Annotated in this window: 19 protein-coding genes; 9 read left to right on the top strand and 10 right to left on the bottom strand. The window is 69.2% G+C overall.

Annotated features, from left to right (window positions below; translation table 11 throughout):
* The first annotated feature begins 1 nt into the window (after window position 1).
* Window positions 2-1507, top strand: coding sequence for a malonate--CoA ligase (locus AC1D2H_RS22125; RefSeq protein WP_478012470.1), 1506 nt, complete (start codon window positions 2-4; stop codon window positions 1505-1507).
* 53 nt (window positions 1508-1560) lie between these two features.
* Entirely contained in the window at window positions 1561-4170 is a 2610-nt protein-coding gene (locus AC1D2H_RS22130) for a diguanylate cyclase domain-containing protein (RefSeq protein WP_478012471.1), read from the top strand.
* Here AC1D2H_RS22130 and AC1D2H_RS22135 read toward each other — a convergent pair.
* Both AC1D2H_RS22135 and AC1D2H_RS22140 read right to left on the bottom strand, forming a co-directional pair.
* Window positions 4167-4661: a hypothetical protein gene (locus AC1D2H_RS22135; RefSeq protein WP_477937536.1), complete on the bottom strand. Its 495-nt coding sequence runs from the start codon at window positions 4659-4661 to the stop codon at window positions 4167-4169. The two genes, AC1D2H_RS22130 and AC1D2H_RS22135, sit on opposite strands and share 4 nt — an antisense overlap.
* A gap of 55 nt (window positions 4662-4716) precedes the next feature.
* On the bottom strand, window positions 4717-5295 hold the full coding sequence (locus tag AC1D2H_RS22140; RefSeq protein WP_477937534.1) for a hypothetical protein: 579 nt from the start codon (window positions 5293-5295) through the stop codon (window positions 4717-4719).
* Window positions 5296-5398: 103 nt separating this feature from the next.
* Here AC1D2H_RS22140 and AC1D2H_RS22145 point away from each other — a divergent pair, with 103 nt between their 5' ends.
* The 3 genes from AC1D2H_RS22145 (at window position 5399) to cfa (ending at window position 9171) form a co-directional block, all read left to right on the top strand.
* On the top strand, window positions 5399-6964 hold the full coding sequence (locus AC1D2H_RS22145; RefSeq protein ID WP_478012472.1) for a methyl-accepting chemotaxis protein: 1566 nt from the start codon (window positions 5399-5401) through the stop codon (window positions 6962-6964).
* Entirely contained in the window at window positions 6961-7899 is a 939-nt protein-coding gene (locus AC1D2H_RS22150; protein ID WP_478012473.1) for a 4-hydroxyproline epimerase, read from the top strand. Before AC1D2H_RS22145 ends, AC1D2H_RS22150 begins: the two co-directional genes overlap by 4 nt.
* 93 nt (window positions 7900-7992) lie before the next feature.
* Window positions 7993-9171 carry a cyclopropane fatty acyl phospholipid synthase gene (gene cfa / locus AC1D2H_RS22155; RefSeq protein WP_478012474.1) on the top strand — a complete coding sequence of 393 codons (1179 nt, stop codon included), beginning with the start codon at window positions 7993-7995 and terminating at the stop codon, window positions 9169-9171.
* Window positions 9172-9344: 173 nt separating this feature from the next.
* On the opposite strand, the gene AC1D2H_RS22160 is transcribed toward cfa, so the two are convergent.
* Genes AC1D2H_RS22160 through AC1D2H_RS22170 form a run of 3 tightly spaced genes read right to left on the bottom strand, consistent with a single transcriptional unit; the run spans window position 9345 to window position 11209 of the window.
* On the bottom strand, window positions 9345-10061 hold the full coding sequence (locus tag AC1D2H_RS22160) for an anti-sigma factor (protein WP_477937526.1): 717 nt from the start codon (window positions 10059-10061) through the stop codon (window positions 9345-9347).
* Complete coding sequence (locus AC1D2H_RS22165; RefSeq protein WP_478012475.1) at window positions 10058-10612, bottom strand: sigma-70 family RNA polymerase sigma factor; 555 nt, start codon at window positions 10610-10612, stop codon at window positions 10058-10060. Before AC1D2H_RS22165 ends, AC1D2H_RS22160 begins: the two co-directional genes overlap by 4 nt.
* A gap of 45 nt (window positions 10613-10657) precedes the next feature.
* Entirely contained in the window at window positions 10658-11209 is a 552-nt protein-coding gene (locus tag AC1D2H_RS22170; RefSeq protein ID WP_477937522.1) for a DUF3455 domain-containing protein, read from the bottom strand.
* A 193-nt stretch (window positions 11210-11402) separates the two neighbouring features.
* On the opposite strand from AC1D2H_RS22170, the gene AC1D2H_RS22175 reads away from it, so the two are divergent.
* A complete protein-coding gene (locus tag AC1D2H_RS22175; protein ID WP_478012476.1) occupies window positions 11403-12167 on the top strand; it encodes a cytochrome P460 family protein in 765 nt (254 codons plus the stop codon).
* Here the strand turns inward: AC1D2H_RS22175 and AC1D2H_RS22180 are convergent.
* Both AC1D2H_RS22180 and AC1D2H_RS22185 read right to left on the bottom strand, forming a co-directional pair.
* The gene (locus AC1D2H_RS22180; RefSeq protein ID WP_478012477.1) at window positions 12164-12925 is read right to left on the bottom strand and encodes a spermine/spermidine synthase domain-containing protein; all 762 of its coding nucleotides are present in this window, start codon (window positions 12923-12925) and stop codon (window positions 12164-12166) included. The two genes, AC1D2H_RS22175 and AC1D2H_RS22180, sit on opposite strands and share 4 nt — an antisense overlap.
* Before the next feature lie 24 nt (window positions 12926-12949).
* Window positions 12950-13693: a YoaK family protein gene (locus AC1D2H_RS22185; RefSeq protein WP_478012478.1), complete on the bottom strand. Its 744-nt coding sequence runs from the start codon at window positions 13691-13693 to the stop codon at window positions 12950-12952.
* 63 nt (window positions 13694-13756) lie between these two features.
* Between AC1D2H_RS22185 and AC1D2H_RS22190 the strand changes: the two genes are divergently transcribed.
* Window positions 13757-13939, top strand: coding sequence for a CopG family transcriptional regulator (locus tag AC1D2H_RS22190; protein ID WP_477937515.1), 183 nt, complete (start codon window positions 13757-13759; stop codon window positions 13937-13939).
* Between the two features lie 22 nt (window positions 13940-13961).
* Here AC1D2H_RS22190 and AC1D2H_RS22195 read toward each other — a convergent pair whose 3' ends face one another.
* Both AC1D2H_RS22195 and AC1D2H_RS22200 read right to left on the bottom strand, forming a co-directional pair.
* On the bottom strand, window positions 13962-14309 hold the full coding sequence (locus AC1D2H_RS22195) for a nuclear transport factor 2 family protein (protein WP_478012479.1): 348 nt from the start codon (window positions 14307-14309) through the stop codon (window positions 13962-13964).
* Window positions 14309-17494 (bottom strand): carboxyl transferase domain-containing protein, encoded by a 3186-nt coding sequence (locus AC1D2H_RS22200; RefSeq protein WP_478012480.1) that lies wholly within the window; start codon window positions 17492-17494, stop codon window positions 14309-14311. The genes AC1D2H_RS22195 and AC1D2H_RS22200 overlap by 1 nt, the downstream gene beginning before the upstream one ends.
* 110 nt (window positions 17495-17604) lie before the next feature.
* Between AC1D2H_RS22200 and AC1D2H_RS22205 the strand changes: the two genes are divergently transcribed.
* Entirely contained in the window at window positions 17605-19080 is a 1476-nt protein-coding gene (locus AC1D2H_RS22205) for a peptide MFS transporter (RefSeq protein ID WP_477937509.1), read from the top strand.
* Between the two features lie 184 nt (window positions 19081-19264).
* Window positions 19265-22615 (top strand): EAL domain-containing protein, encoded by a 3351-nt coding sequence (locus AC1D2H_RS22210; RefSeq protein ID WP_478012481.1) that lies wholly within the window; start codon window positions 19265-19267, stop codon window positions 22613-22615.
* Window positions 22616-22645: 30 nt separating this feature from the next.
* Here the strand turns inward: AC1D2H_RS22210 and AC1D2H_RS22215 are convergent, their stop codons facing one another.
* Window positions 22646-25330: a TonB-dependent receptor gene (locus AC1D2H_RS22215; RefSeq protein WP_478012482.1), complete on the bottom strand. Its 2685-nt coding sequence runs from the start codon at window positions 25328-25330 to the stop codon at window positions 22646-22648.
* Window positions 25331-25566: the final 236 nt, after the last annotated feature.

Genomic DNA, 25566 nt, shown 5'->3' on the forward strand with positions numbered 1-25566 from the left:
GATGAATCTCTACTCGGCCCTGCGCGCCGGCTTCCCGGCGGATCTCGACTCGACCGCCATCGACAACGATGGCCTGCTCTACAGCTGGCGTGACCTCGACACCGGCAGCGCCATGCTGGCCAACTGGCTGGGCCAGCTCGCCCTGCCCGCCGGCAGCCGCGTTGCCGTGCACACCGACAAGAGCGTCGAGGCGCTCATGTTCTACCTCGCCGTGCTGCGCGCCGGCTTCGTCTATCTGCCGCTGAACCCGGCCTATCACGCGGCCGAACTGGAGCATTTCATCAGCGATGCCGCGCCCGGCGCCGTGATCTGCGCGGGCAGGAACTTCGGCTGGGTCAGCAAGCTGGCCTTCCAGCGCGGCGTGCGCTGGGTCTTCACGTTGAACGATGACCGCACGGGCACGCTGCTGGACCGCGCCGCGCAGATGCCGCTGGCCCACGAAACCGTCGAACGCGCCGACGGCGACCTCGCCGCCATCCTCTACACCAGCGGCACGACCGGGCGCAGCAAGGGCGCCATGCTCAGCCACGGCAATCTGCTGAGCAACGCGCAGACGCTCCAAACCTTCTGGGATTGGAAGCCCGACGACGTGCTGCTGCACGCCCTGCCCATCTTCCACGTGCACGGCCTCTTCGTCGCCTCGCATGGGGCACTGCTGAACGGCAGCAAGATGCTGTGGTTCAACAAGTTCGAGGCCGGCCCGGTGGCGCGCCGCCTGCCCGAGGCCACCGTCTTCATGGGCGTGCCCACGCTCTATGTGCGGCTGCTGCAGGAGAAGCGGCTCGACACGAAGAACATCCGCCTCTTCATCAGCGGCTCGGCGCCGCTGCTCATCGAGACCTGGCGCGACTGGCAGGCCCGCACGGGTCACCTGATCCTGGAGCGCTACGGCATGAGCGAGACGCTGATGCTGACCTCCAACCCCTGCCGGCCCGCAGACGGTGAACGCATCGGCGGCACCGTCGGCCCGGCCCTGCCCGGCGTCGGCCTGCGCATCGTCAACGACGACGGCGAAGCCTGCGCGGCGGACGAGATCGGCCATGTGCAGGTGCGCGGGCCCAATGTCTTCAGCGGCTATTGGCAGATGCCCGAGAAGACGGCCGAGGAGTTCACGGCGGACGGCTGGTTCAAGACCGGCGACGTCGGCCGCGTCGGCGCGAACGGCTATCTGACGCTGATCGGCCGCAGCAAGGACCTCATCATCAGCGGCGGCTTCAACGTCTACCCGGCCGAGATCGAGGGCTTCCTGAACGAGTTGCCGGGCGTGGGGGAATCGGCCGTCATCGGCGTTCCCCATGCGGACTTCGGCGAGGCGGTCGTCGCCGTCATCACGCCGGCCGGCCAGCCCGACCCCGAGGCGCTGATCCAGGCGCTGAAGGCCCGCATCGCAGGCTTCAAGGTGCCCAAGCGCATCCTGGTCGTGCCGGAACTGCCGCGCAATGCCATGGGCAAGGTGCAGAAGAAGCTGCTGCGCGAACAGCACGCCGGGCTGTTCTGCGCGAAATAGCACCGCACGCGGATGGGCCTGCGGCGCAAAATGCCCCGCAACCCCTGCCCCCGATGAGCGACGCCACCCCGCCCGCCGAGCCGCTGCGCCAGGCACGCCGCCGCCGCTGGCGCGAGCGCGCGCTGCTGCTGGCACCCGCCCTGGCCTTCGGCTCCGTCGTGCTGACGATCTGGGTCGTGGTGGGCTGGTACGCCATCGAGAAACCGCGCGAACTGCTGGCCCGGCAGCGCCAGGAACTCGCCACCGGCGTGCGCGCCGTCGCGATGCAGACCGAGCCGGTGCTGCGCCAGGCCGAGAGCGCGCTGCGCGTCGTCGACCTGTGGCTGCTGACGCGGCGCGGCGACCGCCCCCAGGCCGACGCCATGCTGCGCCAGTTCGTCGACAGCGTGCGCAGCGGCTCGCGCCAGATGGTCGACATCGTCCTCGTCTCGCCCACCGGCAAGGTGCGGCGGCTGCAGGCCGGCAGCGAGGATGACGACGCCAGCATCGCCGGCACCGCGGCCTTCGGCGAGATCGCCGGCCTCGTGCCCGAGGGCATCTCGCTGGGCCTGCCGCTGCGCCTGGGTGGCCGCATCGACGACGGCCGGCTGCGCCTGCCGCTGCTGATGCGCCTGTCGCGGCCGCTGGACGACTATGAGTTCGTCGTGGCCACCATCGACCTGCAGCGCCTGCACGACGCCCAGGGCCTGTTCGTGCCGCTGCCGCCCGCCTCCCTCGTCATGCTGCGCGCCGACGGCCTGACCCTGTCGCGCTGGCCCGAGATACCGGGCTTTGTCGGGCGCAACATCTTCGAGCAGTTCCCGGCGGCCCGCCGCGACCTCACCGGTGACGAAGGCTTCTACGCCAGCAGCGGCGCGGCCACCGACGGCCGGCCCCGCATCGGCGCCTTCGTCAGCCTGTCCGACTACGGCCTCAAGCTGCTGCTGTCTGGCACCGAGGAGGACGCGCTCCTGCCTTTCTGGCGCCAGCGCACCCTGTTGCTGGCCCTGGCGGCCATGGCCACCCTGGGCCTGGTGCTGCTGGCGCGCTGGCTGGGCCAGCTGCAGCGCGCCGCGCGGCTGCGCGAGGCCACGCTGCAGGCCACCAGCAATGCCATGCCGCTGGGCTTGTTCCGCACCGACGAGACCGGCCGCATCGTCTATGTGAACGACAGCTATCTGCGCGTGCACGGCCTCAAGCGCGAGGACATCGAATGGGGCTGGACCACGCTGGTGCAACCCGAGCAGCGCGACATGCTGATCCAGCGCTGGAAGCACCAGATGGCCACCGGCGAGCCCATCGACATGGTGCGCAAGATGAAGCGCGGCGACGATGGCCGCATCCGCTGGATCGCGGTGCGCACGGCGCCGCTCTATTTCGACGGCCAGGTGGCCGGCCAGGCGGGCACCGTCGAGGACGTGACCGAGCGCGGCGAGCAGGAGAAGGCGCGCCAGACGCTGACCGCCATCTTCGACATGACGCCCGACTTCGTCTGCCAGGCCCGCGAGCATGGCCAGGTCACCTATCTGAACCCGGCGGCACGGGCCCATCTGGGCATGGCGGCGGACGCGCCGCTGGCCGACGCCCACATCGCCGACTACTTCTCGGCCGAGCAGCTCGACCTCTACGAAAAGCTGGTCCTGCCCGAAGCCATGCGCGAAGGCCATTGGCGCGGCCGCATCAGCCTGCAGATGGGTGATGCGCGGGTGCCCATGGACTGTCTCATCATCATGCACCGCGATGTGCGCGGCCGCGTCGAGACGGTCTCGGTCATCCTGCGCGACATGTCCGAGCAGCTGCGCGCCCAGCGCGAGCGCGAGCGCAGCGAGGCCATGCTGCTGGCCGTCGCGCACACGGCGCGGGCCCAGTTCCTCGTCGGCGATACCGAGGGCCGCGTGATCTTCTTCAATGCCGCCTTCGAGGAGCAGCACCGCGTCGAACTCAAGGACTGGGTCGGCCGGCCGCTGGCCGATCTGTTCGGCGCGCAGCACTACGCAGCCCGCGCGCCGCTGATCGCCAGCGCCCTGGCCGGCGAAACGCGCCGGCTGGATCTCGTCGACCCCTGCGAGCGCGACGGCCACAGCTTCGACGTGCAGTACGCGCCGCTGCGCGTGCAGAGCGGCAAGATCGAAGGCCTGATCGCGATCGAGGTCGATGTGACCGAGGCCAGGCGCGAGGAGGCGCGGCTGCGCCTGGCCTCGCAGACCGATGCGTTGACCCAGCTGCTCAACCGCGCCGGTTTCGAGGAGGGCGCGCGCCAGCTGCTGGCCGACGCCGACGGCCAGCAGCTGGCCCTGCTCTATCTCGACCTGGACAAGTTCAAGCCCGTCAACGACCAGCACGGCCACCCGACCGGCGACGCGCTGCTGAAGGCCGTGGCCCTGCGCCTGCGCCATGCGCTGCGGCCGGCCGATCTGGTCGCCCGCCTCGGTGGCGACGAGTTCGCCGTACTGCTGCCCCAGCTGCACGACCCCCGCGCCGCGGCGGCCGTGTCGGGCAAGCTGCTGCAGGCCGTCAGCGCCCCGTATCACATCGGTGAGCTGGAGCTGGAGATCGGCGTCAGCGTGGGCTACTGCGTCGCGACGGGGCCCGCCAGCCTGGAGCAGCTAGTGGAGAGGGCCGATGCCAGCCTGTACGAGGCCAAGCGCGCCGGGCGCGGCTGCTACCGAGGCGGGGAACTCTAGGCGGCGACGCCGTTCTTGATCTCGTTGAGCGCCAGTTGCAGCACGCGGGCGTCGCTGCTGGCGCGGTGGCGGGTCAGGCGCTGGCGCTGGCGCACGACATCGACGACACCGCGCCAGCGCAGCGCCTCGGCTTCGTTGAGCAAGCCGCGCAGATCGTCCAGCTTGAAGCGCAGCCCCAGGCCCGCAGCGTCAAAGAGGCGCGCCAGCCAGGGGTAGTCCTGGCCCCAGCCATCGCAGTAGACGGTCTGGCCGGCCAGGCGGGCGTTGAGCTGCTCGGCCATCCAGCGCACCGGCCGGCCATGGCGCCGCAGCAGCTCGCGGCTGATGCCGTGCAAGGCCTCGGCCCCAGCGTCCCAATGCTGCCACTCGGGTTCAGGGGCGATCAGGCCGCAGAACAGCGCGCCCTCGCCGCTACAGAACCCCACCTCGATGGGATAGCTGCCACGGCCAAAGCCCGAGGCTTCGATGTCGAGGATGGCCGGCAATTGCATGGGCCGAGTTTGTCAGGCCGGACACAGAAGTTACACAGGGTTGTCGCCGAGACGGCTAGCCCGGCTCGTTCTCGATCACCTGTTCGCTCTCGAACAGCTGCAAGGCGGCACGACCGACCTGGCGCGTGTCCCAGTAGGCATAGGCGCCGACACCCGCGGCACCGACCAGGGGTACCCAGCGCGACAGCACCCGGCTGGCGGCTTTCTTGCCCAGGTGCACGCCGATGGCCTCGGCGACACGCTGCAGCAGCAACTGGGCGGCGGGGCGCACGATGACCCGTTCGCCAACGCGCACCGTCAGATCACGCAGGGCCTGGGCAGCGGTGTGGCGGAACAGGCACCACAGCATCTGCGCCGGCCCGAGGTCGGCGCTGCGCCCATAGAGGGCGGCGATATCGGCCACCAACTGGCGTTGGATCTGCCACACGGCCAGCATCTCCGGTGCGATGGTGGCCCAACCCAGCGGCCCGGGCGGCAGGGCCAGGGTGCCGGCGGCCAGGCCGGCCTTGGCGGCGGCACCCTCGATGACGCGGGCGGCCGCATCGCGGGGCCGCGGGCTGGGCGCGCAGTCCGCCAACGGGGGCTCCGCCACCAACGCGAGAACTTTTTCACCCAGATTGCCAGTGACAGCCATGACCGTTCCGCCTTACGCTGCACCGCGCTTCGCGATGCGAGGCCAAAGGATGACACAACACAGGCGCGGCCGAACCGGCTCGTCCAGCCCCGGGAGAAACAGCATGCGATTTCTCAACGACCTGCGTATCGGCCGCCGCCTCGGGCTTGCCTTTGCGCTGTCCATCATGTTCAGCGTGCTGCTGGCCGGCTATGCGCGCACCCAGCTGCACCAGATCAACGCCGCGCTGGAGCTGATGGTGGAGGACCGCATGGTCAAGGTCCAGCAGCTCGAATCGATCAAGGACCACGTCAACGAGATCGCCCAGTCGGTGCGCGACATCGTCATGCTCTCCGATGAGGCCGGCAAGAAGAAGGAACTGGCCGACGTGACGGCCGCGCGCGCGCAGATCGTCGGGCTCGAGAAGAAGCTCGAGGGCATCCAGGAGGAGCAGGGCCGCCGTCTGATGGCCGCCGCCGCGCAGGCGCATGGGCCCTACGACGCCTCCATCCAGCGCGTCATCGACCTGGGGCTGAAGAACGAGGCCGACGCGGCCCGTGACCTGATGCTGTCCGAGACTCGCACCTACCAGGGCAAGTACTTCGCGGCGCTGGAGGCGCTGGTGGAATTCCAGAAGACGCAGATGCACGAGTCCGCCAAGGCCACCGACGACAAGGTGGACTTCGCCGCCATCGCCGTGCTGGTGGCCGCGGTGCTGGCCGTGGCGGTGGGCGCGGCCCTGGCGATGMTGATCACGCGCTCGGTCGTCGCACCCATCGACCAGGCCGTGGCCGCCGCCGAGACGGTGGCCGCGGGCGACCTGCGCCTGCGCCTGGACACCAGCCGCAAGGACGAGCCCGGCCAGTTGTTGTGTGCGCTGCAGAAGATGAACGATGCGCTCGTGACCATCGTCGGCAGCGTGCGCGGCAATGCCGACAGCGTCGCCACGGCCAGCGGCCAGATCGCCGAGGGCAATGCCCACCTCAGCCAGCGCACCGAGGAGCAGGCCAGCAGCCTGGAAGAGACGGCGGCGTCCATGGAGGAGCTGAGCGCCACCGTGAAGCACAACACCGACACGGCCCGCCAGGCGGCGCAGATGGCCGACAGCGCCGCGCGCGTGGCCGAGGCGGGCGGCCAGGTCATGGTGCAGGTCGTCAGCACCATGGACCAGATCACGACCAGCTCGCGCAAGATCGCCGACATCATCGGCACCATCGACGGCATCGCCTTCCAGACCAATATCCTGGCGCTGAACGCCGCCGTGGAAGCGGCCCGGGCCGGCGAGCAGGGCCGCGGCTTTGCGGTGGTGGCCGGCGAAGTGCGCACGCTGGCCACGCGCAGCGCCGAGGCGGCGCGCGAGATCAAGTCGCTGATCGGCGCCAGCGTCGAGCGGGTCGATGCCGGCAACAAGCTGGTCGGCGAGGCCGGCCGCACCGTCGACGACGTCGTGACCCAGGTGCGGCGCGTGGCCGACCTGATCAGCGAGATCAGCGCGGCCAGCGGCGAGCAGAGCAAGGGGCTGGGACAGATCGGCGAGGCCGTCAACCAGCTCGACCAGGTCACGCAGCAGAACGCCGCCCTGGTGGAGGAGAGCGCCGCGGCGGCCGAGAGCCTGCAACATCAAGCCCGCCAGCTGGCGGAGACGGTGGCCGCCTTCAAGCTGGACGCTGCCGCCGTCGCGCGACCATGAAGCGCATCCAGATCATCGACTCCCACACCGGTGGCGAGCCGACACGCGTCGTCATCGATGGCTTCCCCGATCTCGGCACGGGCACCATGGCCGAACGCCGTGAGCTGCTGGGCCGCGAGCACGACCGCTACCGCCGCGCCACGCTGCTGGAGCCGCGCGGCAGCGAAGTGCTGGTCGGCGCCCTGCTGTGCGCCCCGCAGGACCCCGCGCACACGGCCGGCGTCATCTTCTTCAACAACGCCGGCTACCTCGGCATGTGCGGCCACGGCAGCATCGGCCTGATCGCGACGCTGGCGCATCTGGGCCGCATCGAGGCGGGCGAGCATGTCATCGAGACGCCGGTGGGCAACGTGCTGGCGACGCTGCACCAGGACGGGCGGGTCAGCGTGCGCAATGTGCCGGCCTACCGCCTGGCCGCCGGCGTCAGCGTCGAGCTCCCCACGGGCCAGACCGTGACCGGCGACATCGCCTGGGGCGGCAACTGGTTCTTCCTGTGCGCCGACCATGGCCAGGCCGTGGTTCCAGATCGGGTGGCCGCGCTGACCGACTACGCGGCCCTGCTGGGCGAGGCCCTGCACGCGCAAGGCCACCGCGGCGCGGACGGCGCCGTCATCGACCACATCGAGCTCTTCGTCGACGTCGACCCGGCCCTGGCCGACTCGCGCAGCTTCGTGCTCTGCCCCGGCCGACAGTACGACCGCTCCCCCTGCGGCACCGGCACCAGCGCCAAGCTGGCCTGCCTGGCCGCGGCGGGCAAGCTCGCCGCCGGTGAGGTCTGGCGCCAGGCCAGCGTCATCGGCAGCGTCTTCGAGGCCTGGTACGAAAGGGATGCGGCAAGCATCGTGCCCACCATCCGCGGCCAGGCCTTCATCAGCGCCGAGGCGACGCTGCTCATCGCGCCAGATGACCCGTTCGGTTGGGGCCTGCCGTCCTGATATCCCCGCGCATCGTGAGTCATTGAAACCTGGGGCTGCGGCGCGGCGGCCGCGACGGCAAACTGGAAGCGTCGTTGAAAGGAGTCGCTGCGCATGCCATCGGAGCAAGCCACGCTGTTCCGGCCCGAGGGGCCCAAGCCGCATGCGGCGCCGCAGCCGCCCACCGTGCTGCGCGAGCTGCTGGCGCGCGCCGACGTGCAGATCAACGGCACGCGGCCCTGGGACATGCGGGTCCACGACGCCCGCACCTATCGCCGCATCCTGACGCAATGGTCACTGGGCGCCGGCGAGGCCTATGTCGACGGCGACTGGGATTGCGAGCGGCTGGACATGATGTTCGAGCGCCTGATCCGTGCCGAACTCGACCGCACCGCCCCCGCCAGTGCCAAGCTGAGGTTGTTGCTGGAAAGCCTGCGCCAGCGCCTGTTCAACCTGCAAAGCGTCGAACGGGCCCACCAGGTCGGTGAGCACCACTACGACGTCGGCAACGACGTCTTCGAGTCCATGCTGGACTCGCGCATGATCTATTCCTGCGCCTATTGGGCCCATGCTCGGGACCTGGAGCAGGCCCAGGAGCACAAGCTGGCGATGATCTGCCGCAAGCTCGAACTCAAGCCCGGCGAGACCCTGCTGGACATCGGCTGCGGCTGGGGCGGTCTGGCGCAATTCGCGGCCGAGCACCATGGCGTGCGCGTCACCGGCATCACCGTCAGCAAGGAACAACTGGCCCTGGCCGAGGCGCGCTGCGCCGGCCTGCCCGTCACGCTGCTGCTGCAGGACTACCGCTCCCTGCAGGGCCGCTTCGACAAGATCGTGTCGGTCGGCATGTTCGAGCATGTGGGGTTGAAGAACTACGCCACCTACTTCGACACCGCGCGCCGGCTGCTGGCGCCTGATGGCCTGATGCTGCTGCACAGCATCGGCGTGGACCGCCGCGCACCGCACACCGATCCCTGGATCGAGCGCTACATCTTCCCCAACGGCAAGCTGCCCTCGCCTGTCGAATTGGCGGGCGCGCTGGAGGGCCGCTTCATCGTCGAGGACTGGCACAACTTCGGCACCGACTACGACCGCACGCTGATGAGCTGGGCCGAGCGCTTCGAGGCCGCCTGGCCGCGCCTGGCCACGCGCTACGAAGAAGGTTTCCGCCGCATGTTCCGCTACTACCTGCTGAGCTGCGCCGGCTTCTTTCGCTCGCGCCAGGGTCAGCTGTGGCAGCTGGTGCTGAGCCGGCCCGAACGGCGCGGCGTCTATCGTTCCTTCCGGCCTTAGGGCCTGCCAACCCCACGGCAGCAGACCGCGTTGTGACCCGAAGGGAAGGCGACCCGCCAGGGGTCACTCCGCGTTGCCCCGCTTGCCCGCATATCAATGCGGGCGGTGCGTTGCGCCTTGATTGACCCCTGGCGGGTGGCCTTCGCGGCCGACTGCCGTGGGGTTGGCAGGCCCTAGAGCGCGACGGTGCGGCCCACGAACAGGATGGGACCGGTGGGTTTGGCTATCGGCGAACCGGCCTCGGGCTCCAGCGTGATTTCGAACAGCTGCTGCGCGCCGACGGCCGGCAGGCGCGTGACGGGCATCTCCACCGGCTGCCCGGCGCGCACCAGGCCCAGCGAGGTCGGCCCTGCCGCGCCCTGCGGCTTGGTCCAGAACTGCAGCGAGCGCCCGGGCGGCACGGGCGGCATGTCGCCCACCGGCACGAGGCGCAGCGCGCCGCCGGCCTGCACCTCCACCACCCAGCCGGCCACATGGCGCTCGTCGGGGCTCTCCAGCAGGGCCACGTAGCGCGCGCCGTCGGCCACCGGCAGCGGCGCGAGCAGGCGCAGCGCCAGCAGCAGCGACGCGACCGCGCCGACCGCACTGAGGCCCTGCCAGAAGCGCAAGCCCTGCCACCAGGGCGTGCGGGTCTGCGCTGCCTGGGGCGGCGGCTGTCGGCTGTCCAGCGCGAGCGACAGGCGTGTCCACACCGAAGCCGCCGGCTGCACCGCTGGCGCCTGGGCGCTCAGAGACAGCAGGCGGTCCTGCCAGGCATAGACCGCGGCCCGCAGCGCCGCGTCCTGCGGCAGTGCGGCGACCACGGTCGCGTGATCCTCGGCGCTCAGCGTGCCCAACACATACTCGCCGGCCGCGGCATCACGCTCGATGGGGTCCTGCAGGGCGATCACGACAGGCACTCCTTCAGGCTTGCCAGGCTGCGCTTGATCCACGACTTGACGGTGCCCAGCGGCGTGTTCAGCCGCGCCGCGATCTCCTCATGCGTGTAGCCGTCGACGAAGGCGTGCACGACGCAGGCGCGGCGCGGCGCCTCCAGCCGCTGCAGGCAGCGCTCCAGGCTGTCGGCGTCGAGACCGCGGTCGTCATCGACCGGTGCGTTGCGCTGTTGCGCGTCGGACAGGGCGGTCAATTCAGTCACGTCCATCACCTGCAGACGGCCGGGCTCGCGCACGGCTTTCAACGCCGCGTGGCGCACGACGGTGTAGATCCAGCCACGCGCCGAGCCCAACGCCGGCTGGAAGCTGGCGGCGTGCTCCCAGACCTGCACGAAGGCGTCGTGCAGCACGTCCTCCGCGCGCTCGCGGTCGCGCACGATGCGCAGCGCCACGCCCAGCAGCCAGCGCGCCTCACGTTCGTACAGCGCGCGCAGCGCAAAGCGCTCGCCCCGCGCGCAGGCGAGCAGCGCGGCTTCATAGTCGAAGGGCGGGAGGTTCAAGGGCACAGAGGGCTCAAGTCCGCGTGGACTCTAGCCCACCGCTCGTTCGGGTCAGGCGGCCTTCCAGAAGATGTAGTCGGCCTGGTACTTGACCACTTCCTTGCGGCCCACGCCGGCTGCGTCGCAAGCGACGGCCGGCGCCACGCCGCCCTGCGTCGCCACACGCTGCACATAGCTCACGTCCCACATCGCGCCCGGGCCGGAGGCCGGGTTGGCCTTGACGAGTTGCAGCGGGATGTTGCCCGCCGTGTGCGGCGCCACCGCCACCTGCGTGCCGGTGATGCGCGAGCCGTCGTTGGACGCCCAGGTGGCCGGCGGGCCGAAGTACGTGCCCTGCTTCGCACCGGCACGGCTGTTCAGATCGGCCTTGGGACCGACAAACACCCACTCGAAGGCGCCGGCCGTGCTGGCCTTGGCGCGGCACTCATAGGTGATCTCGCCGACACCGACGGTCTCCATCACGACGCGGTGGCCGGCCGGCACCTTGACGGCCTCAGGCAGCGCCGCCTGGCTGAAGACGGGAGCCGGGGGGGCCATGCCGGCGCAGGCCGACAGGCCGAGAACGGCGGCGCAGGCCAGGACGGTGGGGGTGATCTTGTGCATGCTGAATCTCCATCAAGAGAGGGTTGAAACACGGGTTGTGGCCGCAGCTCACCTTCTCACTAGCCACCGGCCCGGCCTTTGGATGCAGGGCTCCCAAAAAATATTCCATCGCAAGGCCTGGGGCTTTCCTGGTGGCCGCGGCGCCGGCTTGCGCGCAGCATGGCCATCGCCCCCCAAGCCCCCTGGAGCTGCCATGCCCGTTGTTCGTCTGCTGCTGCCTGCTCTCGCCCTGGTGGGCTCGACCGTGCTGGCCGAGGCACCGCCGGCCAAGGTGGCCACCTGCCAGGCCTGCCATGGCGTGGCCGGTGTCAGCATCGCGCCGGACATCCCCAATCTCGCCGGCCAAAAGGCGACCTATCTGGCCCGCCAGCTCGAGGCCTTCAAGGCCGGCACGCGCAAGAACGACCTGATGGCGGCGATGGCGGCGCAGCTGAACGCGGACGACATCAAGGCCCTGTCCGCCTACTGGAGCAGCCTGCCACCCGCACCTTCGGACGCCGCCGCCACGGCGCCGCACGCCGCCACCGTGTCGGCCATGGCCCTGCCCAAGGACTTCCCGCAGGCCTATGTCGAGTACAAGCGCGAGCAGGACGAGGCCAACAAGACGCTGACGCTGCGCTATGCGAACCGGCCGGCCCTGGACGCCGCGCGCGCCGGCAAGCCCCTGCCCGAAGGTTCCATCCTGCTGTCGGTGAACTACACCCCGCAGATCGGTGCCGATGGCCGTTGGACACCGGGCACCATCAAGACCTACGTCGGCATGGAAACGCGCGCCGGCTGGGGCGACGCCATCCCGCCGCTGCTGCGCAATGGCAACTGGAACTACGGCGTCTGGAGTGCCGATGGCACGCCGCGCCTGGCCCTGCAGCAGCCGCGCTGCCTGGCCTGCCACCAGCCCAAGGCGGCGGACAGCTATCTGTTCACGCTGGCGGCTCTGCGCCAGCCGGCGACCARCTAGCCTTCGTCGCGCTGCTGCTGGAGTGCCGCCGCCACGCGGGCGAAGGCAGGCAGGAGTTCGTCCCAGGCCTGGCGCGCCAGCAGCCGCGGCTTGTGCATCGCACCGGCGCGCGGCGCCCCCCGCAGCGCGCCCTGGCCCGCGAAGGCGACGGTGTTGCTGCAGTCCTTGTCGCCGACGAAGAGAACCTCGCCATCGAAAGCCCGCTGCAGCCTGGCCGCATGCAGCGGGAACTCGGGGTGGGCCGTGTGCAGGTTGACCACCAGCAGGCCATCCGCGCACAACGCCGTGCGGCAGTCGTCGTAGAAGGCCTGCGAGCACAGGGCCGGCGGCTGGCCTTCGTGGTCGAAGCCATCCACGAGCAGCACGTCCAGCCGGTCATGGGTATGGCGGACGAAGTCGGCGCCGTCGCCGCGGCGCACGCGCAGGCGTGCATCGTCCGGTGGCACCTGGAATTGATCGCGCAGCGCGATGACGTGAGGATTGATCTCGACGACCTCGATGCGGGTGTCCGGCAGCTGGCGGTGGCAGAACTTGGCCATGGAGCCACCACCCAGCCCGATCATGGCCAGCGTCTGCGGCCGCGGCACGAAGAGCAGGAAGGCCATCATCGTGCGCGTGTAGGCCAGGTCCAGGGCGTCGGGCTGCTGCACCTTCATGCGACTCTGGATCTCGCAGATCGTGAAATGCAGGGCCCGGGTATCCAGCGTCTCGTAGACGAAGGGCTTTACGAAATGCTGCGAGTCGGCGGTGTCGGGCATGGTGTGCGGGTGTGGCAGCGGCGCTCAGGCGCGCTGCAGGTCATTGATCAGCGGCGGCGAAGCCATCAGCACCAGCAGCAGTGCGATGGGCAGGGTTGCCGAGAAGCCGAAGTGCTTGAAGGCCAGCGCGCCGACGAGGCCGCCACCGAAGAACAGGCCCAGCACCAGGCTGTGGATGAAGAGCTTGTCGCGGTTGGCGCGCACGAAGTGGACCGAGTCGGGCGCGGTGGCACCGTTCCAGTAGAGCAGCCGGCCCAGTTCCAGCCCCAAGTCGGTCACGACGCCGGTCATGTGGGTGGTGCGAATCTCGGCCTGGGAGATCTTGGTCACGATAGCGTTCTGCAGGCCCATGATGAAGCACAGCAGCAGCACGGCGGTCGGCACCAGCAGACGAGTCAGTGTGTCGAGATGAGCGCCCAGCAGGCCGAACGCGAGCAGCAACGCGGCCTCCAGCAGCAGGGCCAGCGCGTACTTGCTGTGCATCTGGCGCCGACGCGCCCAGTTGATGAGCAAGGCCGTGCAGGCCGCACCCGCCATGAAGGCCAGCAGCGAGGCCAGCCCCGCCACCGCCAGCGCGAAGCCACCGGTGGCCAGATCGTCGGCCACGCCGGAGATCACGCCTGTCATGTGCGAGGTGTAGCGCCGCACGGCCAGGAAGCCGCCCGCATTGACCGCCCCGGCCACGAAGGCCAGCACAGCGCCCAACTGCCGGTTGGCCGACCGCGTGCGGTGCTTGCCGGTGAGGCGGTGCAGGAAGCTGAGGGTCACAACGCGAATCTAATGTGAATTGCGTACGTTTGCAATTATCATTTCATTAACATAGGAGCCGATATGGAGCAAAAGACCGCCCGCCTGACGGTGCTGATCGACCCGGACAAGAAAAAAGCCTTCGAGACCCTGTGCGCGCAGCAGGACGTGACGCCCTCGCAAGTGGTGAGGCGGCTGATCCGCGACTACCTGGCCGCGCACGGCGTGGAGTTCAAGCCCGGCGTCGACTCCACCACGCCGCGCTGAGCGGGCGCGTCAGCCGCGCGGCTCAGTCATCGCCGCGGCCGATGTAGGCGCGGATGGCGGCGATACGGCCGTCGGCATCGAAGTCGAACACGTCGACGACATGGATGGTGTCGCGGCCATTGATGTCGATCTTCAGCTCCGCCGCCGCGCCGCCTTCGCGTTCGTAGGCCGCCAGCACATCGATCTGCAGGCTCTCCACCGACTCGAAGTTCTTGCGCGTCTCGGCCAGCGCCGCGGCCTTGCCGACGACGCGGATCTTCCAGTCACGCAGCGTGATCGCGTCGGCGAACATCGCCGCCACGGCGGCAAGGTCGCGCGCGGCATAGGCGGCCAGGTAGGCGCGCACGAGGTCGAGTCGGGCTGAAGGCATCACCAGGTGTCGACGAAGCGGTGGTTGGGCAGGGGCCGGATGATCGCCGAGGCCAGGCCGCGTGCCAGCCATGAACGCGTGTCGGCGGGATCGATGACGGCGTCGATCTCCAGCGTCGCCGCGAGGTTGAGGGCCTCGCCATTGGCGTACTGCTGGGCGACGAGGCGCTGGAACAGGGCCTCGCGCTGCGGGCCGGCCGGCAGCGCCTCCAGCTCCTTGCGAAAGCCCAGGCGCACCGCGCCTTCCAGTCCCATCGCGCCGAACTCGCCCGTCGGCCAGGCGATGCTGAACACGGGCTGGTGCAGGCCGCCCGCAGCCAGCGCCATCGCGCCCAGGCCATAGGTCTTGCGCAGCACGACGGCGAAGAAGGGCACGCGCAGTGCGCCGGCGGTGACGAAGAGGCGGCTCACATGGCGCACCTGGGCCCGGGCTTCTATGTCGGGCCCGACCATGAAGCCCGGCGTGTCGATGAGGCTGACGATGGGCAGGCCATGCGCGTTGCAGAGCTGCATGAAGCGCGCCGCCTTGTCGGCCGCGTCGGCATCGATGGCGCCGCCCAGGTGCAGCGGGTTGCTCGCCAGCACGCCGACGGGTCGGCCTTCGAGGCGCGCCAGCGCCGTGTGGATGCCGGCGCCGAAACCGCTGCGCAGGACCAGCACACTGCCCGCGTCGAACAGCGCCTGCAGTGCCGCGCGGCTGTCGTAGACGCGCAGCCGGTTCTCGGGCACGACATGGCGCAGCGCGCGCGTGTCCGGCGCCGTCCACTGCGGCATGCGGCCCTGGAAGAAGGACAGATAGTGCTTCGCGGCGGCGACTGCGGCCGCCTCGTCGTCCACCAGCACGTCGATGACGCCGTTCGCATGCTGCACGCTCGCCGGGCCGATCTGCTCGGGCTTGAACAGGCCCAGGCCGCCGCCCTCCACCATGGCCGGCCCGCCCATGCCGATGTTGCTGGCGCGCGTGGCGATGATGGCGTCGCTGCAGCCCAGCAGGGCCGCATTGCCGGCAAAGCAGCGCCCCGCGGCGATGCCGACGACGGGCACGCGGCCGGACAGGGCCGCGTGGCTGGCGAAGGTAGGCACATGCAGGCCGGCGACGACGGGCATGTCGGTGTCACCTGGCCGGCCGCCGCCGCCTTCGGCGAACAGCACCAGGGGCAGCTGCTGCTCGGCGGCGATTCCCAGCATGCGGTCGGTCTTGGCGTGGTTGCGCGCGCCTTGGGTGCCGGCCAGCACGGTGGCGTCATAGGCCATGACGACGGTGCGTGACTTCTCCTCGCCGAAGGCGCCGCCATTGACTGCGCCGATGCCGGTGACGATGCCGTCGGCCGGCGTGTTGGCGATCAGATCTTCCGCGCTGCGGCGGCGCGACTGGGCGGCGACGGCCAGGGCGCCGTATTCGATGAAGGAGCCGGCATCGCAGAGATCGGCGATGTTCTCGCGCGCGCTGCGCAGGCCCTGGGCATGGCGTTTGGCGATGGCATCGGGGCGCGCGGCGTCCACCGTGAAGGCACTGCGATCGATGAGACGTTGCAGGTCGGGACGGACGTGGTCGGGGTCGCTCGCCGCCCTGCCCGCCTCGGTCGGCGTGGCGTCGTCGTCGTCGGGCTCCAGCACGATCAGGCTTTGACCGACCTCGACGATGGCGCCCACGGCCGCGGTCAGCGCGGCGATGCGACCGGCGCGCGGTGCGGCGATCACATGTTCCATCTTCATGGCCTCGACGATGCCCAGTTCGGCACCGGCCGCGACGCGATCGCCGACGGCGACGCTGAACTGCAGCAGCCGGCCCGGCGTGGCGGTGGTGACCGCATGCGGGTCGGCGAACTCGCTCTCGACAGTCGGCAAAAGTTCGGCCAGATGCTCTTCGAGCCAGCCGGTATGCAGCTCAAGCCCTGCCAGTTCGGGTCGCAAGGCCAGGCGCCGCAGCAGCTCGACATTGGTGGCCACGCCTTCGACGCGGCATTCGGCCAAAGCCCGCTGGGAGCGCCTGAGCGCGTCCGCGAAGCGCGGACCGCGCACGATGAGTTTGGCAAGCAGGCTGTCGTAGTTCGGCGCGGGTGACATGCCAGCGACGGCATGGGTGTCGACGCGAACACCAGGGCCGGCGGGCAGGTCCAGGCGTGACAGTCGGCCGCCGAGGGCTTCGGCATTGAGGCGCCACTGGATCGCAAAGCCCCGGGGCCGTGGCGCCGTGGCCAGGCCCAGCTCGGCGAGGCTGCGGCCGGCGGCGATCTGGATCTGCAGCTGCACGAGATCCAGGCTGGTCACTTCCTCGGTGAGGGTGTGCTCGACCTGCAGGCGCGGGTTGGTTTCGATGAAGGCGAACTCACCACGGCCCAGGTCGACGAGGAACTCGAAGGTTCCCAGGCCGCGGTAGTGCACCGCGCTAGCCATGCGCAAGGCCGCATCGCTCAGCCGCCCGCGCATGGCATCGTCCAGCACCGGGCTGGGCGCCATCTCGACGAGCTTCTGGAAGCGCCGCTGCAGCGTGCAGTCGCGCTCGCCGAGGGCCAGCACCGCGCGGCCGTCGCCGATGACCTGGATCTCGATGTGCCGGGCACTGCGCATCAGGCGCTCGGCATAGACGCCGTCGATGCCGAAGGCCGCGCGCGCTTCCGAGCGGCAACGCTCATAGGCGGCAGCGAGATCGCCGGCGCGGGTCACGGCCCGCATGCCTCGGCCCCCTCCGCCGGCGATGGCCTTGAGCAGGATGCCGTCACCGCCTTGGGCGTCGAGGAAGGCCTGCGCCTGTTCCAGCGTCAGCGCGCCTTCGCTGCCCGCCAGCACCGGCACGCCGCATTGCTGGGCCAGGGCCCGTGCACGCGCCTTGTCGCCAAAGAGTTCGAGCTGATCGGGTGTCGCGCCGATGAAGACGAGACCGGCCGCTGCGCAGGCGCGCGCGAAGTCGGCCCGCTCGCTGAGGAATCCATAGCCCGGATGGACGGCGTCGCAGCCGGTGCGCCTGGCAATGGCCACCAGACCATCGACATCGAGATAGGCCGCGGGGCCGCTGCCCGACAGCGCGACGACCTCGTCGGCCATCGCCGCGGCCGTGTCATCCACCGCGTGCACGGCCACGCCGCGGCTGCCCAGGTCGTGCAGGGCGCGCATCACGCGCAGCGCGACCTCGCCGCGGTTGGCGACGAAAACTTTCGTAAAGGCGGGCATGAGTGGAGCGGCCATGGACAGAGGGAAAACGGCTCGGGCCATCCTAGTCGGGGGGCTGGCGACGCCCTGTCCGCGGGATGACACCCAGGCGAAACCTCGCTTCGTGCCAGGACAATCCGCGCCCCATGAGCCGACTCCAACAACTCCAGGCACGCATTCCCGAAGGGTCTGCGGTGCTGTTCCTGATCCAGGTCTTCGCGACGCTGGGCTTCGCCGTCCTGCAGTTCACGCTGACGCTGTACACGACGCGCCATCACGGTTTCACCAGCGAGCAGGCCGCGTTGATCACCGGCGTGTTCGGCGCCTTCAACTACGGGCTGCATCTGTTCGGCGGCTACCTGGGCGGGCGCTTCCTGAGCAACCGCAACCTGTTCGTGGGCGGCATGCTGCTGCAGGTGCTGGGCTGCGGCACCGTGGCCGGCGGCAGCCTCGAAGGCCTGTACTGGGGCATGGCCCTGTTCCTGACCGGCTGCGGCCTGAACGTGACCTGCGTGAACATGATGCTGACGCAGCGCTTCAAGCCCGAGGACAACCGCCGCGAGGCCGCCTTCCTGTGGAACTACGCCGGCATGAACGTCGGCTTCTTCATCGGCTTCACGGTCTCGGGCGTGTTCCAGCTCAGCGAGGATTACTCGTCGCTGTTCTGGTTCGCGACGCTGGGCAATGCCGCCGCAATAGTCGTGGCGCTGATCTTCTGGCGCACGCTGGCCGATCGCAGCACGCCCCTGGCCCAGCGCCGCGGTGTCGACTTCTGGGGTCGCTTCGCCATCGGCTGCGCCGTGCTGGTGGGCCTGGTGCCCGTGTTGGTGTGGCTGTTGAAGCAGCCCGGCGACACCTCCATCGGCATGAAGGCTTTCTGCGCCCTGGTGGCCGTCGTCCTGATCGTCATGACCCTGCGCCATCCGGTGCGGGCCGAGAAGCAACGCATGCAGGCCTATCTGGTGCTGACGGCGGGCTCGCTGGTGTTCTGGTCGCTCTACCAGATGGCACCCAACGGCCTGCAGCTCTATGCGGTGGGCAATGTGCTGATGAATGTCTGGGGCGTGCCCGTGGCGCCGCAGTGGGTGCAGAACATCAACGCCTTCTCCATCGCCATCGGTGGGCCGCTGCTGGCCTGGCTGTTCGCCCGCTGGCGCGAGCGCGGCTGGCCGGTGGACATCCCGATGCAGTTTTCCGCCTCGCTGGTGCTGATGGGCCTGGGCTTTCTCGTGCTGCCCATCGGCATCCACTTTGCCGACGGCTCGGGCAAGTCGGACTTCTTCTGGCTCTTCCTCAGCTATGTGTTGCAGAGCGTGGGCGAGCTGCTGATCTCGCCCATCGGCTACGCCATGATCGGCCGCCTGGCGCCCCGGCAATACCAGGGCGTCATGATGGGCAGCTGGATGCTGGTGACGGGCCTGGCGTCGCTGTTCGCCGGCGACTTCTCGGGCGTGGTGTCCCAGCCGGTGGACGGCTCGCCGCTGACGACGAATGCGGCCTATGCGACGCTGTTCACGCAGCTGGCGGTGGGCAGCTTGATCACCGGGGTGGTGCTGTTCGGCCTGAGGCCGTGGCTGAGGCGTTTGATCGACGGCGACACCGCCCAGCCCTTGGCCGCCTAGCCTTCAGCCACCTGTCTGCGGCGCCGCTTTGACGCCCGTCAACTGATTTGCGCATTGCTTGCTTGAAACTGGGGTGTAACGTCAACAGGCAGCGCCGTTAGGCACGGCGCCAGCCCGATGCAGTCCGGACGGCGCAAGATTCACCAAGACGCTGCCTGACTGCGCATCCCAGGGGAGGCGCGTCATGAGGTTGCGGACCAGCTTCGAGGCCAAGGTGCTGCTGGCCTTCGGCATGGCGATGCTGGTTGTCGCCGCGCTGTGTGCCGTCACCTGGGAGCTCGCGAGCGAGGCTGGCGAGGCCGCGCGGCGGGTGGAACGCACCGCGGCCGTGTTGCATGAGCTGGCCCAGATCCGTTCCATGACGTTGCAGGCTGAACTCAGCACGCAGAGCTACCGCATTTCGGGGGACGAACAGCAGCTGGCTGAACGCGACGCGGCCATGACCCGGCGTGAGGCCGTGATGCTGGGACTGAGACGGCTGATGCAGGACAACCCGACCCAGCAGGCGCGCTGGACGGAGCTGCGGGCGGTCATCGACGAGCGCATCGCCCTGTCAAGGCAGATCGAGGCCATGCGCAAGGCCCAGGGCGTGGCGGCGGCCAATGGCCTCGTCGCCACCTTTCCGCTGAAGGAAACGCGGACGCGCACGCATCGGCTGCTGGACGCGATGGAGCAGGACGAGCGCGAGCGGCTCGACCGGCACAGCGCCGAACGCGAGAGGACGGCCCGGCTGATGCGCCTGTTCGGCGCCGGGGCGGCGGCCCTGCTGTCGGCGCAACTGATCGTGACCTATCTGATGTTGCGGCGCCAACTGCGCGAAGCAGCCTGGGGCCGGCGCCAGCTGGAAGAAAGCGAGGAAAGGTTGACCATCACGCTGCTCTCCATCGGTGAAGCAGTGATGGCCACCGACACCGGAGGGCTGGTCAGCCGCATGAACCCCGTGGCCGAGCGCCTGACCGGCTGGCCGGCGGCACAGGCCCTGGGCCGGCACGTGCAGGAGGTGTTCAGCGTCAGCGAGGAGAGCGGTGGCCCGCCGATCACCTGCCCGGTGTCCGAGGTGCTCAGCGGCGGCATGGCACAGAGCGGCGAGCGCGACGCGCTGCTGCTGGCACGGGACGGCAGCACCCGCCCCGTCTCCATGAGCGTCACGCCCAAACGCGACCTGGCCGGGCGGCTGCGCGGCAGCGTGCTGGTGTTCCGCGATGTGACACTGGAGCGGCAGGCCCAGCGCAGCATCGAGGCCCAGAACGAATGGCTGACCGAGCGCGTGCAGGAACGCACCGCCCAGCTGAGGCAGAGCGAGACGCATCTGCGCAGCGTGGCCAGCAATGTGCCCGCGCTGATCGCCTATGTCGATGAGAGCCAGCACTATGTCTACGCCAACCAGCAGTACCGTGATCGTTTCGCGCCGGACCGCGACGACATCGTCGGCTGCTCGGTCCGCGAGATCCTGGGCGATGCCCGCTACGCGATCGCCGCGCCGCTGATTGGCCAGGTGCTGCGGGGCGAGCCACTGACCTATGACTGGGAGCCATTCCCCGGCGTCTGGCAGGTCATCAGCTATGTGCCTCAGCGAGACACCGACGAGCGTGTGGCCGGCTACTACGTCATGGGCACCGACATCACGGAGCGCAAGCGCGCCGAGGCCCGCATCCATGCGCTCAATGACGAACTCGCCCAGCAGGTGCGCGACCTGGAACGTGTCAGCCGGGCGCTGCGCACCCTGAGCGCGGGCAACCGCACCCTGCTGCGCGCCCAGGACGAGGACGATCTGTTGCACAGCATGTGCCATGCCATCGTCGCAGGAGGTGGCTATGGCTTGGCCGTCATCTGGTATCGCGGCGACGCTGCCGCCCCGACCCTGCAGCCGGTCGCCGAATGCGGCTATGAGGGTGGCCTGGCCGCCCTGCGCCTGCTGAAGGTCAGCTGGGCCGACGACGAATTCGGCTCCGGTGTCGCCGGCGTGGCCACGCGCACCGGCGCCCTGTGCGTCGTGGGCGACATGCGACAGGACAGCGCCTATGCCGCCTGGCAACGCCATCTCGGCCCACACCGGTCCGCGATCGGCCTGCCGCTGCGCGTCGGCGAAGACGTCATAGGCGCCCTGGCCATCTACGACGCCGAGGCCGAGACCTTCGATGCCGACGAGGTCACGCTGCTGACGGAGTCGGCCGGCGACCTTGCCTTCGGCATCGCGACACTGCGCGCTCGAGTCGAGCAGGAGCGCACGCGTGCCGCCATGGTCCGGCTGATGCATTTCGATGCCCTGACCGGCTTGCCCAATCAGGCCAGTTTCTCTGCGGCGCTGGAGAAAGCGGTCCGCCGGGGTCAGCCCTTTGCCGCGCTGCAGACCAATATCGACCGGCTGAGGGAGGTGAACGATGCCCTCGGCTTCGCCCATGGCGATGCGATGCTGCGTGAGTTCTCGGCCCGCCTGCAGCAGGCCACACCACCGCAAGCCCTCGTGGTGCGGCTGCGCGGCGACGAGTTCGCCATCCTGCTGGGTGATGCCGACAGACAGGCCGCTTCGGCACTGGCGCGCCAGCTGGACGAGGCGCTGTCGCAGCCCTTTCATGTCGCCGACATCCCGCTTGACGTGTCCTTCAAGACCGGCATCGTGCTGTTCCCCGAGCATGGTTCGACGCCGCACGACGTCTTCCGGCACATGGACATCGCGCTGCACCAGGCCAAGCAGCGCGGTGCCAAACACGCCTTCTTCGACGCCGAGCGCAATCGCGATCAGCCCAGCCGGCTCAGCATGGCCTCGGAGCTCAAGCGCGCCATCGACAGCGATCAGCTGCGGCTGTATCTGCAACCCAAGGTCGACATGCGCAGCGGCCAGGTGTGCGGCGCCGAAGCGCTGGTGCGCTGGCAACACCCCGTCCGCGGCCTCGTGCCCCCCGGGGAGTTCATCGAACTGGCGGAACACACGGGCCTGATCAAGCCGCTGACCGAATGGATGCTGGCATCGGTGCTGGGGCTGAATCGCGGCTGGGCGCGCCAGGGTTGCGCCTTGCCCATCGCTGTCAATCTGTCGGCCCGCAATCTGCGCGACGACGATCTGCTGGACCTGATCCAACGCTTGCTGTCCGACTTCGGGACCGAGCGCGGGCTGCTGGAACTGGAGATCACCGAGAGCACCTTGATGGAGGACGCCTCCTTCGCGCTGGCCGTCCTGCATGATCTCCGCGAGCTCGGCATTCCCCTGCACATCGATGACTTCGGCACAGGCTATTCCTCGCTGAGCTATCTGCAGCGCCTGCCCGTCGAGTACATCAAGATCGATCAGTCCTTCGTGCGCGACATGTCGCGTAGCAAGGACTCGGCCACCATCGTTCGCTCGACCATCGACCTCGTGCACGACCTCGGCCGCCTCATCGTTGCGGAGGGCGTCGAGACCGCGGAAGACTGGGAGCAGCTGGCCCGGCTGGGCTGCGACACCGCCCAGGGCTATTTCATCGCCCGACCCATGCCGGCAGCCGAGTTCCAGGCGTGGCGGCAAGGCTTCGTGCCGCCCGCCACACGAGTGGGTTGATCACGCCTGGCGCGCGGCAAGCTCTGCCTATCAACGCATCTGCCAGCTCAGGCTGACGAACCAGCTGCGGCCGCGCGGGTCGGTGTAGGTCGGGTCGAAGGTCGACAGGAAGTAGTAGGACTGGTTGCTGAACGGCGGTGCGGTGTTCAGCAGGTTCTGCACGCCGGCGCGCACGCTGAACTGCCTGCTGAAGCGGTAGCTGGCGCTGGTGTCCCACAGCGAATAGGCCTTGACCTTGCGCGGCGCGGTGTCGGGCAGATAGCTGTCGTCGGTGTAGCTGGAGAAATAGCTGTTGCCCAGCGTCAGCGACAGCGGGCCGAAGTCCCAGTCGCCCGACACGCGGTGGCGCCAGCGCTGGATGACCTGGTCCTGCAGGAAGCGGCCGGCGTTCTCCAGGAAGCCCTCGGCCTGGCCGAACTGGCGCTTGTATTCGATGACGTAGGTGCCGCTGAAGTTCAGCCCCACGCGACCCATGTCGCTCGCGGCCGAGCGCCAGCGTGCATCCAGGTCCAGGCCCGAGGTCTTGAGCCCGCCCTGGTTCTCCTTCTTCAGGATCAGCGTCGGGTAGTCGTCGGCCGGGTCGCGCTGGATGTAGCTCGCATAGCGCGTCGGGTTCTCCAGGATGATCTTGCCGGACAGGTCGCTGATGACATCGGTCTTGGTGATGCGCCAGTAGTCCAGGCTGATGGTGCTGTCCTTGACCGGCTCGAAGACGATGCCGGCCGAGGCCTGCTTGCTCTTCTCGGGCTTGAGGTCGGGGTTGGCGACCTTCTGCGTCGGGTACTGGTCGAAGGCGTCATACACCTTGTCGTAGAGGAAGGCCGGGCTGGTGCCGTAGCTGGTCGGACGGTAGAGCTCGCTGAAGGATGGCGCGCGGAAGCCCGTGCCGGCCGAGGCGCGCAGCACCAATTGCTTGCTGGGCTGGTAGCGCAGGCCGAGCTTGGGGTTCACGGAGCTGCCGACGCCCTCGTAGTGGTCGGCACGCAGCGCTGCCTGGATCTCCAAGGTCTTGGTCACCGGCGCATTCAGCTCAACATAGGCCGACGCGATATTGCGGCCATAGCTGGTGGCGACCAGGGCTGGCGCCGTACCGGATGAATCGCGGTCGCCGCCGATGTTGTTGCCCACCAGCAGGGCCGAGGGCGCGAACTTCTGCGTCTCGCGACGCAGTTCGGCGCCCAGGGCCAGGCCGAGTTCGCCGCCTTCCAGCTGGGCCAGCGTGCCGGTGATCTTGAAGTCCAGGCCCGAGGTGGCGCCCTCGCCGCGGCGGGCGACGTCGTCGATGCGCAGCGACTGGATCAGCGCCTGGCTGCCCGCGGGCGAAGGGCCGAAGGGGTTGACCTTGCCGTCCTTGACCGCCTGCAGCAGCTCGTTGAACTTGAAGTAGCCGTTGACATAGCGGTCCTTGACCTCGTTTTTCGCATGGCTGGCGCCGGCCGTGTAGTCCCAGTCACCGAACAGCGTGCCCTTGGCGCCGACAACGAAGCGGCTGGCGTCGCTCGTCACCTCGTTGGTCCGGTTGCCGAGCTCGGTGGCGCGGAAGCGCACTTCGAAGCTGCGGCTGTCATTCACCGCCTTGGGCAGGAAGGGGTTCACCGCGGCCCAGGTCACGCCGCTCAGCGTCGTCGGGTTGGGCGACAGCACATAGGTCGTCTCAGCGCGCGCCAGCAGGGCTTCGGCAAACAGCTGGTGGCCGCCACCGACGTCCACCACGCCGCGCGTGACGAAGGAGGTCTTGTCGGACTTGGGATAGATCTCGGTGTCGGCCATGTAGTCATAGCCGCAGGCCTCGGCGCCGATCTGCGTGGGCGCGTAGACAGAGGCCGGCGGGTTGCAGGTCGGTGCGAACAGGTTGACCGTGCGCTGCGTATAGGGCTTGCCGTTGAAGAGGTAGCCGGCCGCGTTGATGGCGGCAAGCTGGGCCGCGCGTGTGGACGCCGTGCCCGACAAACGGATGTTGCCGGGGTAGGGGCGGCTGGACAGGTAGTAGGGCACCGTGCTGACCAGGGGGCGCTGCTGGATGAACTCGCGCTGCGTGGAGCGCAGGGCATCCAGGCGCTGCACGTCCAGCGTCGCGAAGACGTTGTAGCCATCGCGTGCCAGCTCGCCCACGCCACCGCTGACGGTGAAGGTCTTCTTGCCTGCGCCGCCTTCCTTCGTGCCGGAGGCGTAGGCGTTGACGTCGATGCCCTGGTAGTCCTGGCGCGTGATGAAGTTGATGACGCCGCCGATGGCGTCGGTGCCGTAGATGGCCGAGGCGCCGTCCTTCAGCACCTCGACGCGCTGGATGGCACCAGCCGGGATGCTGTTCAGGTCCACGCCGGCCGAGTCGCCGGGCGAGGCGAAGTTGGCGAGGCGGCGGCCGTTCAGCAGCACCAGCGTCGACGACACGCCGATGCCGCGCAGGTTGGCCCCGTTGAAGCCGCGCTGGCCGCCGGAGTTGTCGGTGATGGACGCACCGTCGCCCAGGTTGGCGGTGGCGGCACTGATGTTCTTCAGCAGCTCGGCGGCGGTGGTCACGCCGGACTTGGCGATGTCTTCGCGCTTGATGGTCTGCACCGGCAGCGCCGTCTCGGCATCCACGCGCTTGATGCTGGAGCCGGTGATCTCGACGCGTTCGAGCTTCTGGTCTTGTTGTGCCTGTGCAGGCAGGGCCACGGCGCAGAGCATCAGGGCGGCGTGTGCCAGCGGGTGCCGGATGAAGGAGCGGGTCATGAAGAAGGCCTCGTTTTGAATGGATGGGAGCGGATGCCATTCAGGTTAGGGAGGCGGTGCAGGGCTTGCCTATGGGGTTTCGGCGTGGCGGTCGCTTGCACGCAAATGCGCGTCGCTTCTCGGCAAACGAGGTGCGCAACGCCGCAACAGCGCTTGCCTACAAGCGACATGCAATTGCGTCCGCCGCGCGAGCCCGGTCCAACCCGCTGGTTCAGCCGCGCAAGCGCTGCCAAGAT

This window comes from Roseateles sp. P1_C1_2 (assembly GCF_056406535.1).

Bases quoted from the DNA above. Each gene is read 5' to 3' on its own strand.
- AC1D2H_RS22205 (WP_477937509.1), top strand. From the start codon at position 17,605: ATGAGCCGACTCCAACAACTCCAGGCACGCATTCCCGAAGGGTCTGCG.
- AC1D2H_RS22215 (WP_478012482.1), bottom strand. From the start codon at position 25,330: ATGACCCGCTCCTTCATCCGGCACCCGCTGGCACACGCCGCCCTGATG.
- AC1D2H_RS22200 (WP_478012480.1), bottom strand. From the start codon at position 17,494: ATGGCCGCTCCACTCATGCCCGCCTTTACGAAAGTTTTCGTCGCCAAC.
- cfa (WP_478012474.1), top strand. From the start codon at position 7,993: ATGCCATCGGAGCAAGCCACGCTGTTCCGGCCCGAGGGGCCCAAGCCG.
- AC1D2H_RS22210 (WP_478012481.1), top strand. From the start codon at position 19,265: ATGAGGTTGCGGACCAGCTTCGAGGCCAAGGTGCTGCTGGCCTTCGGC.
- AC1D2H_RS22180 (WP_478012477.1), bottom strand. From the start codon at position 12,925: ATGCCCGACACCGCCGACTCGCAGCATTTCGTAAAGCCCTTCGTCTAC.
- AC1D2H_RS22130 (WP_478012471.1), top strand. From the start codon at position 1,561: ATGAGCGACGCCACCCCGCCCGCCGAGCCGCTGCGCCAGGCACGCCGC.
- AC1D2H_RS22125 (WP_478012470.1), top strand. From the start codon at position 2: ATGAATCTCTACTCGGCCCTGCGCGCCGGCTTCCCGGCGGATCTCGAC.
- AC1D2H_RS22170 (WP_477937522.1), bottom strand. From the start codon at position 11,209: ATGCACAAGATCACCCCCACCGTCCTGGCCTGCGCCGCCGTTCTCGGC.
- AC1D2H_RS22140 (WP_477937534.1), bottom strand. From the start codon at position 5,295: ATGGCTGTCACTGGCAATCTGGGTGAAAAAGTTCTCGCGTTGGTGGCG.
- AC1D2H_RS22135 (WP_477937536.1), bottom strand. From the start codon at position 4,661: ATGCAATTGCCGGCCATCCTCGACATCGAAGCCTCGGGCTTTGGCCGT.
- AC1D2H_RS22150 (WP_478012473.1), top strand. From the start codon at position 6,961: ATGAAGCGCATCCAGATCATCGACTCCCACACCGGTGGCGAGCCGACA.
- AC1D2H_RS22190 (WP_477937515.1), top strand. From the start codon at position 13,757: ATGGAGCAAAAGACCGCCCGCCTGACGGTGCTGATCGACCCGGACAAG.
- AC1D2H_RS22195 (WP_478012479.1), bottom strand. From the start codon at position 14,309: ATGCCTTCAGCCCGACTCGACCTCGTGCGCGCCTACCTGGCCGCCTAT.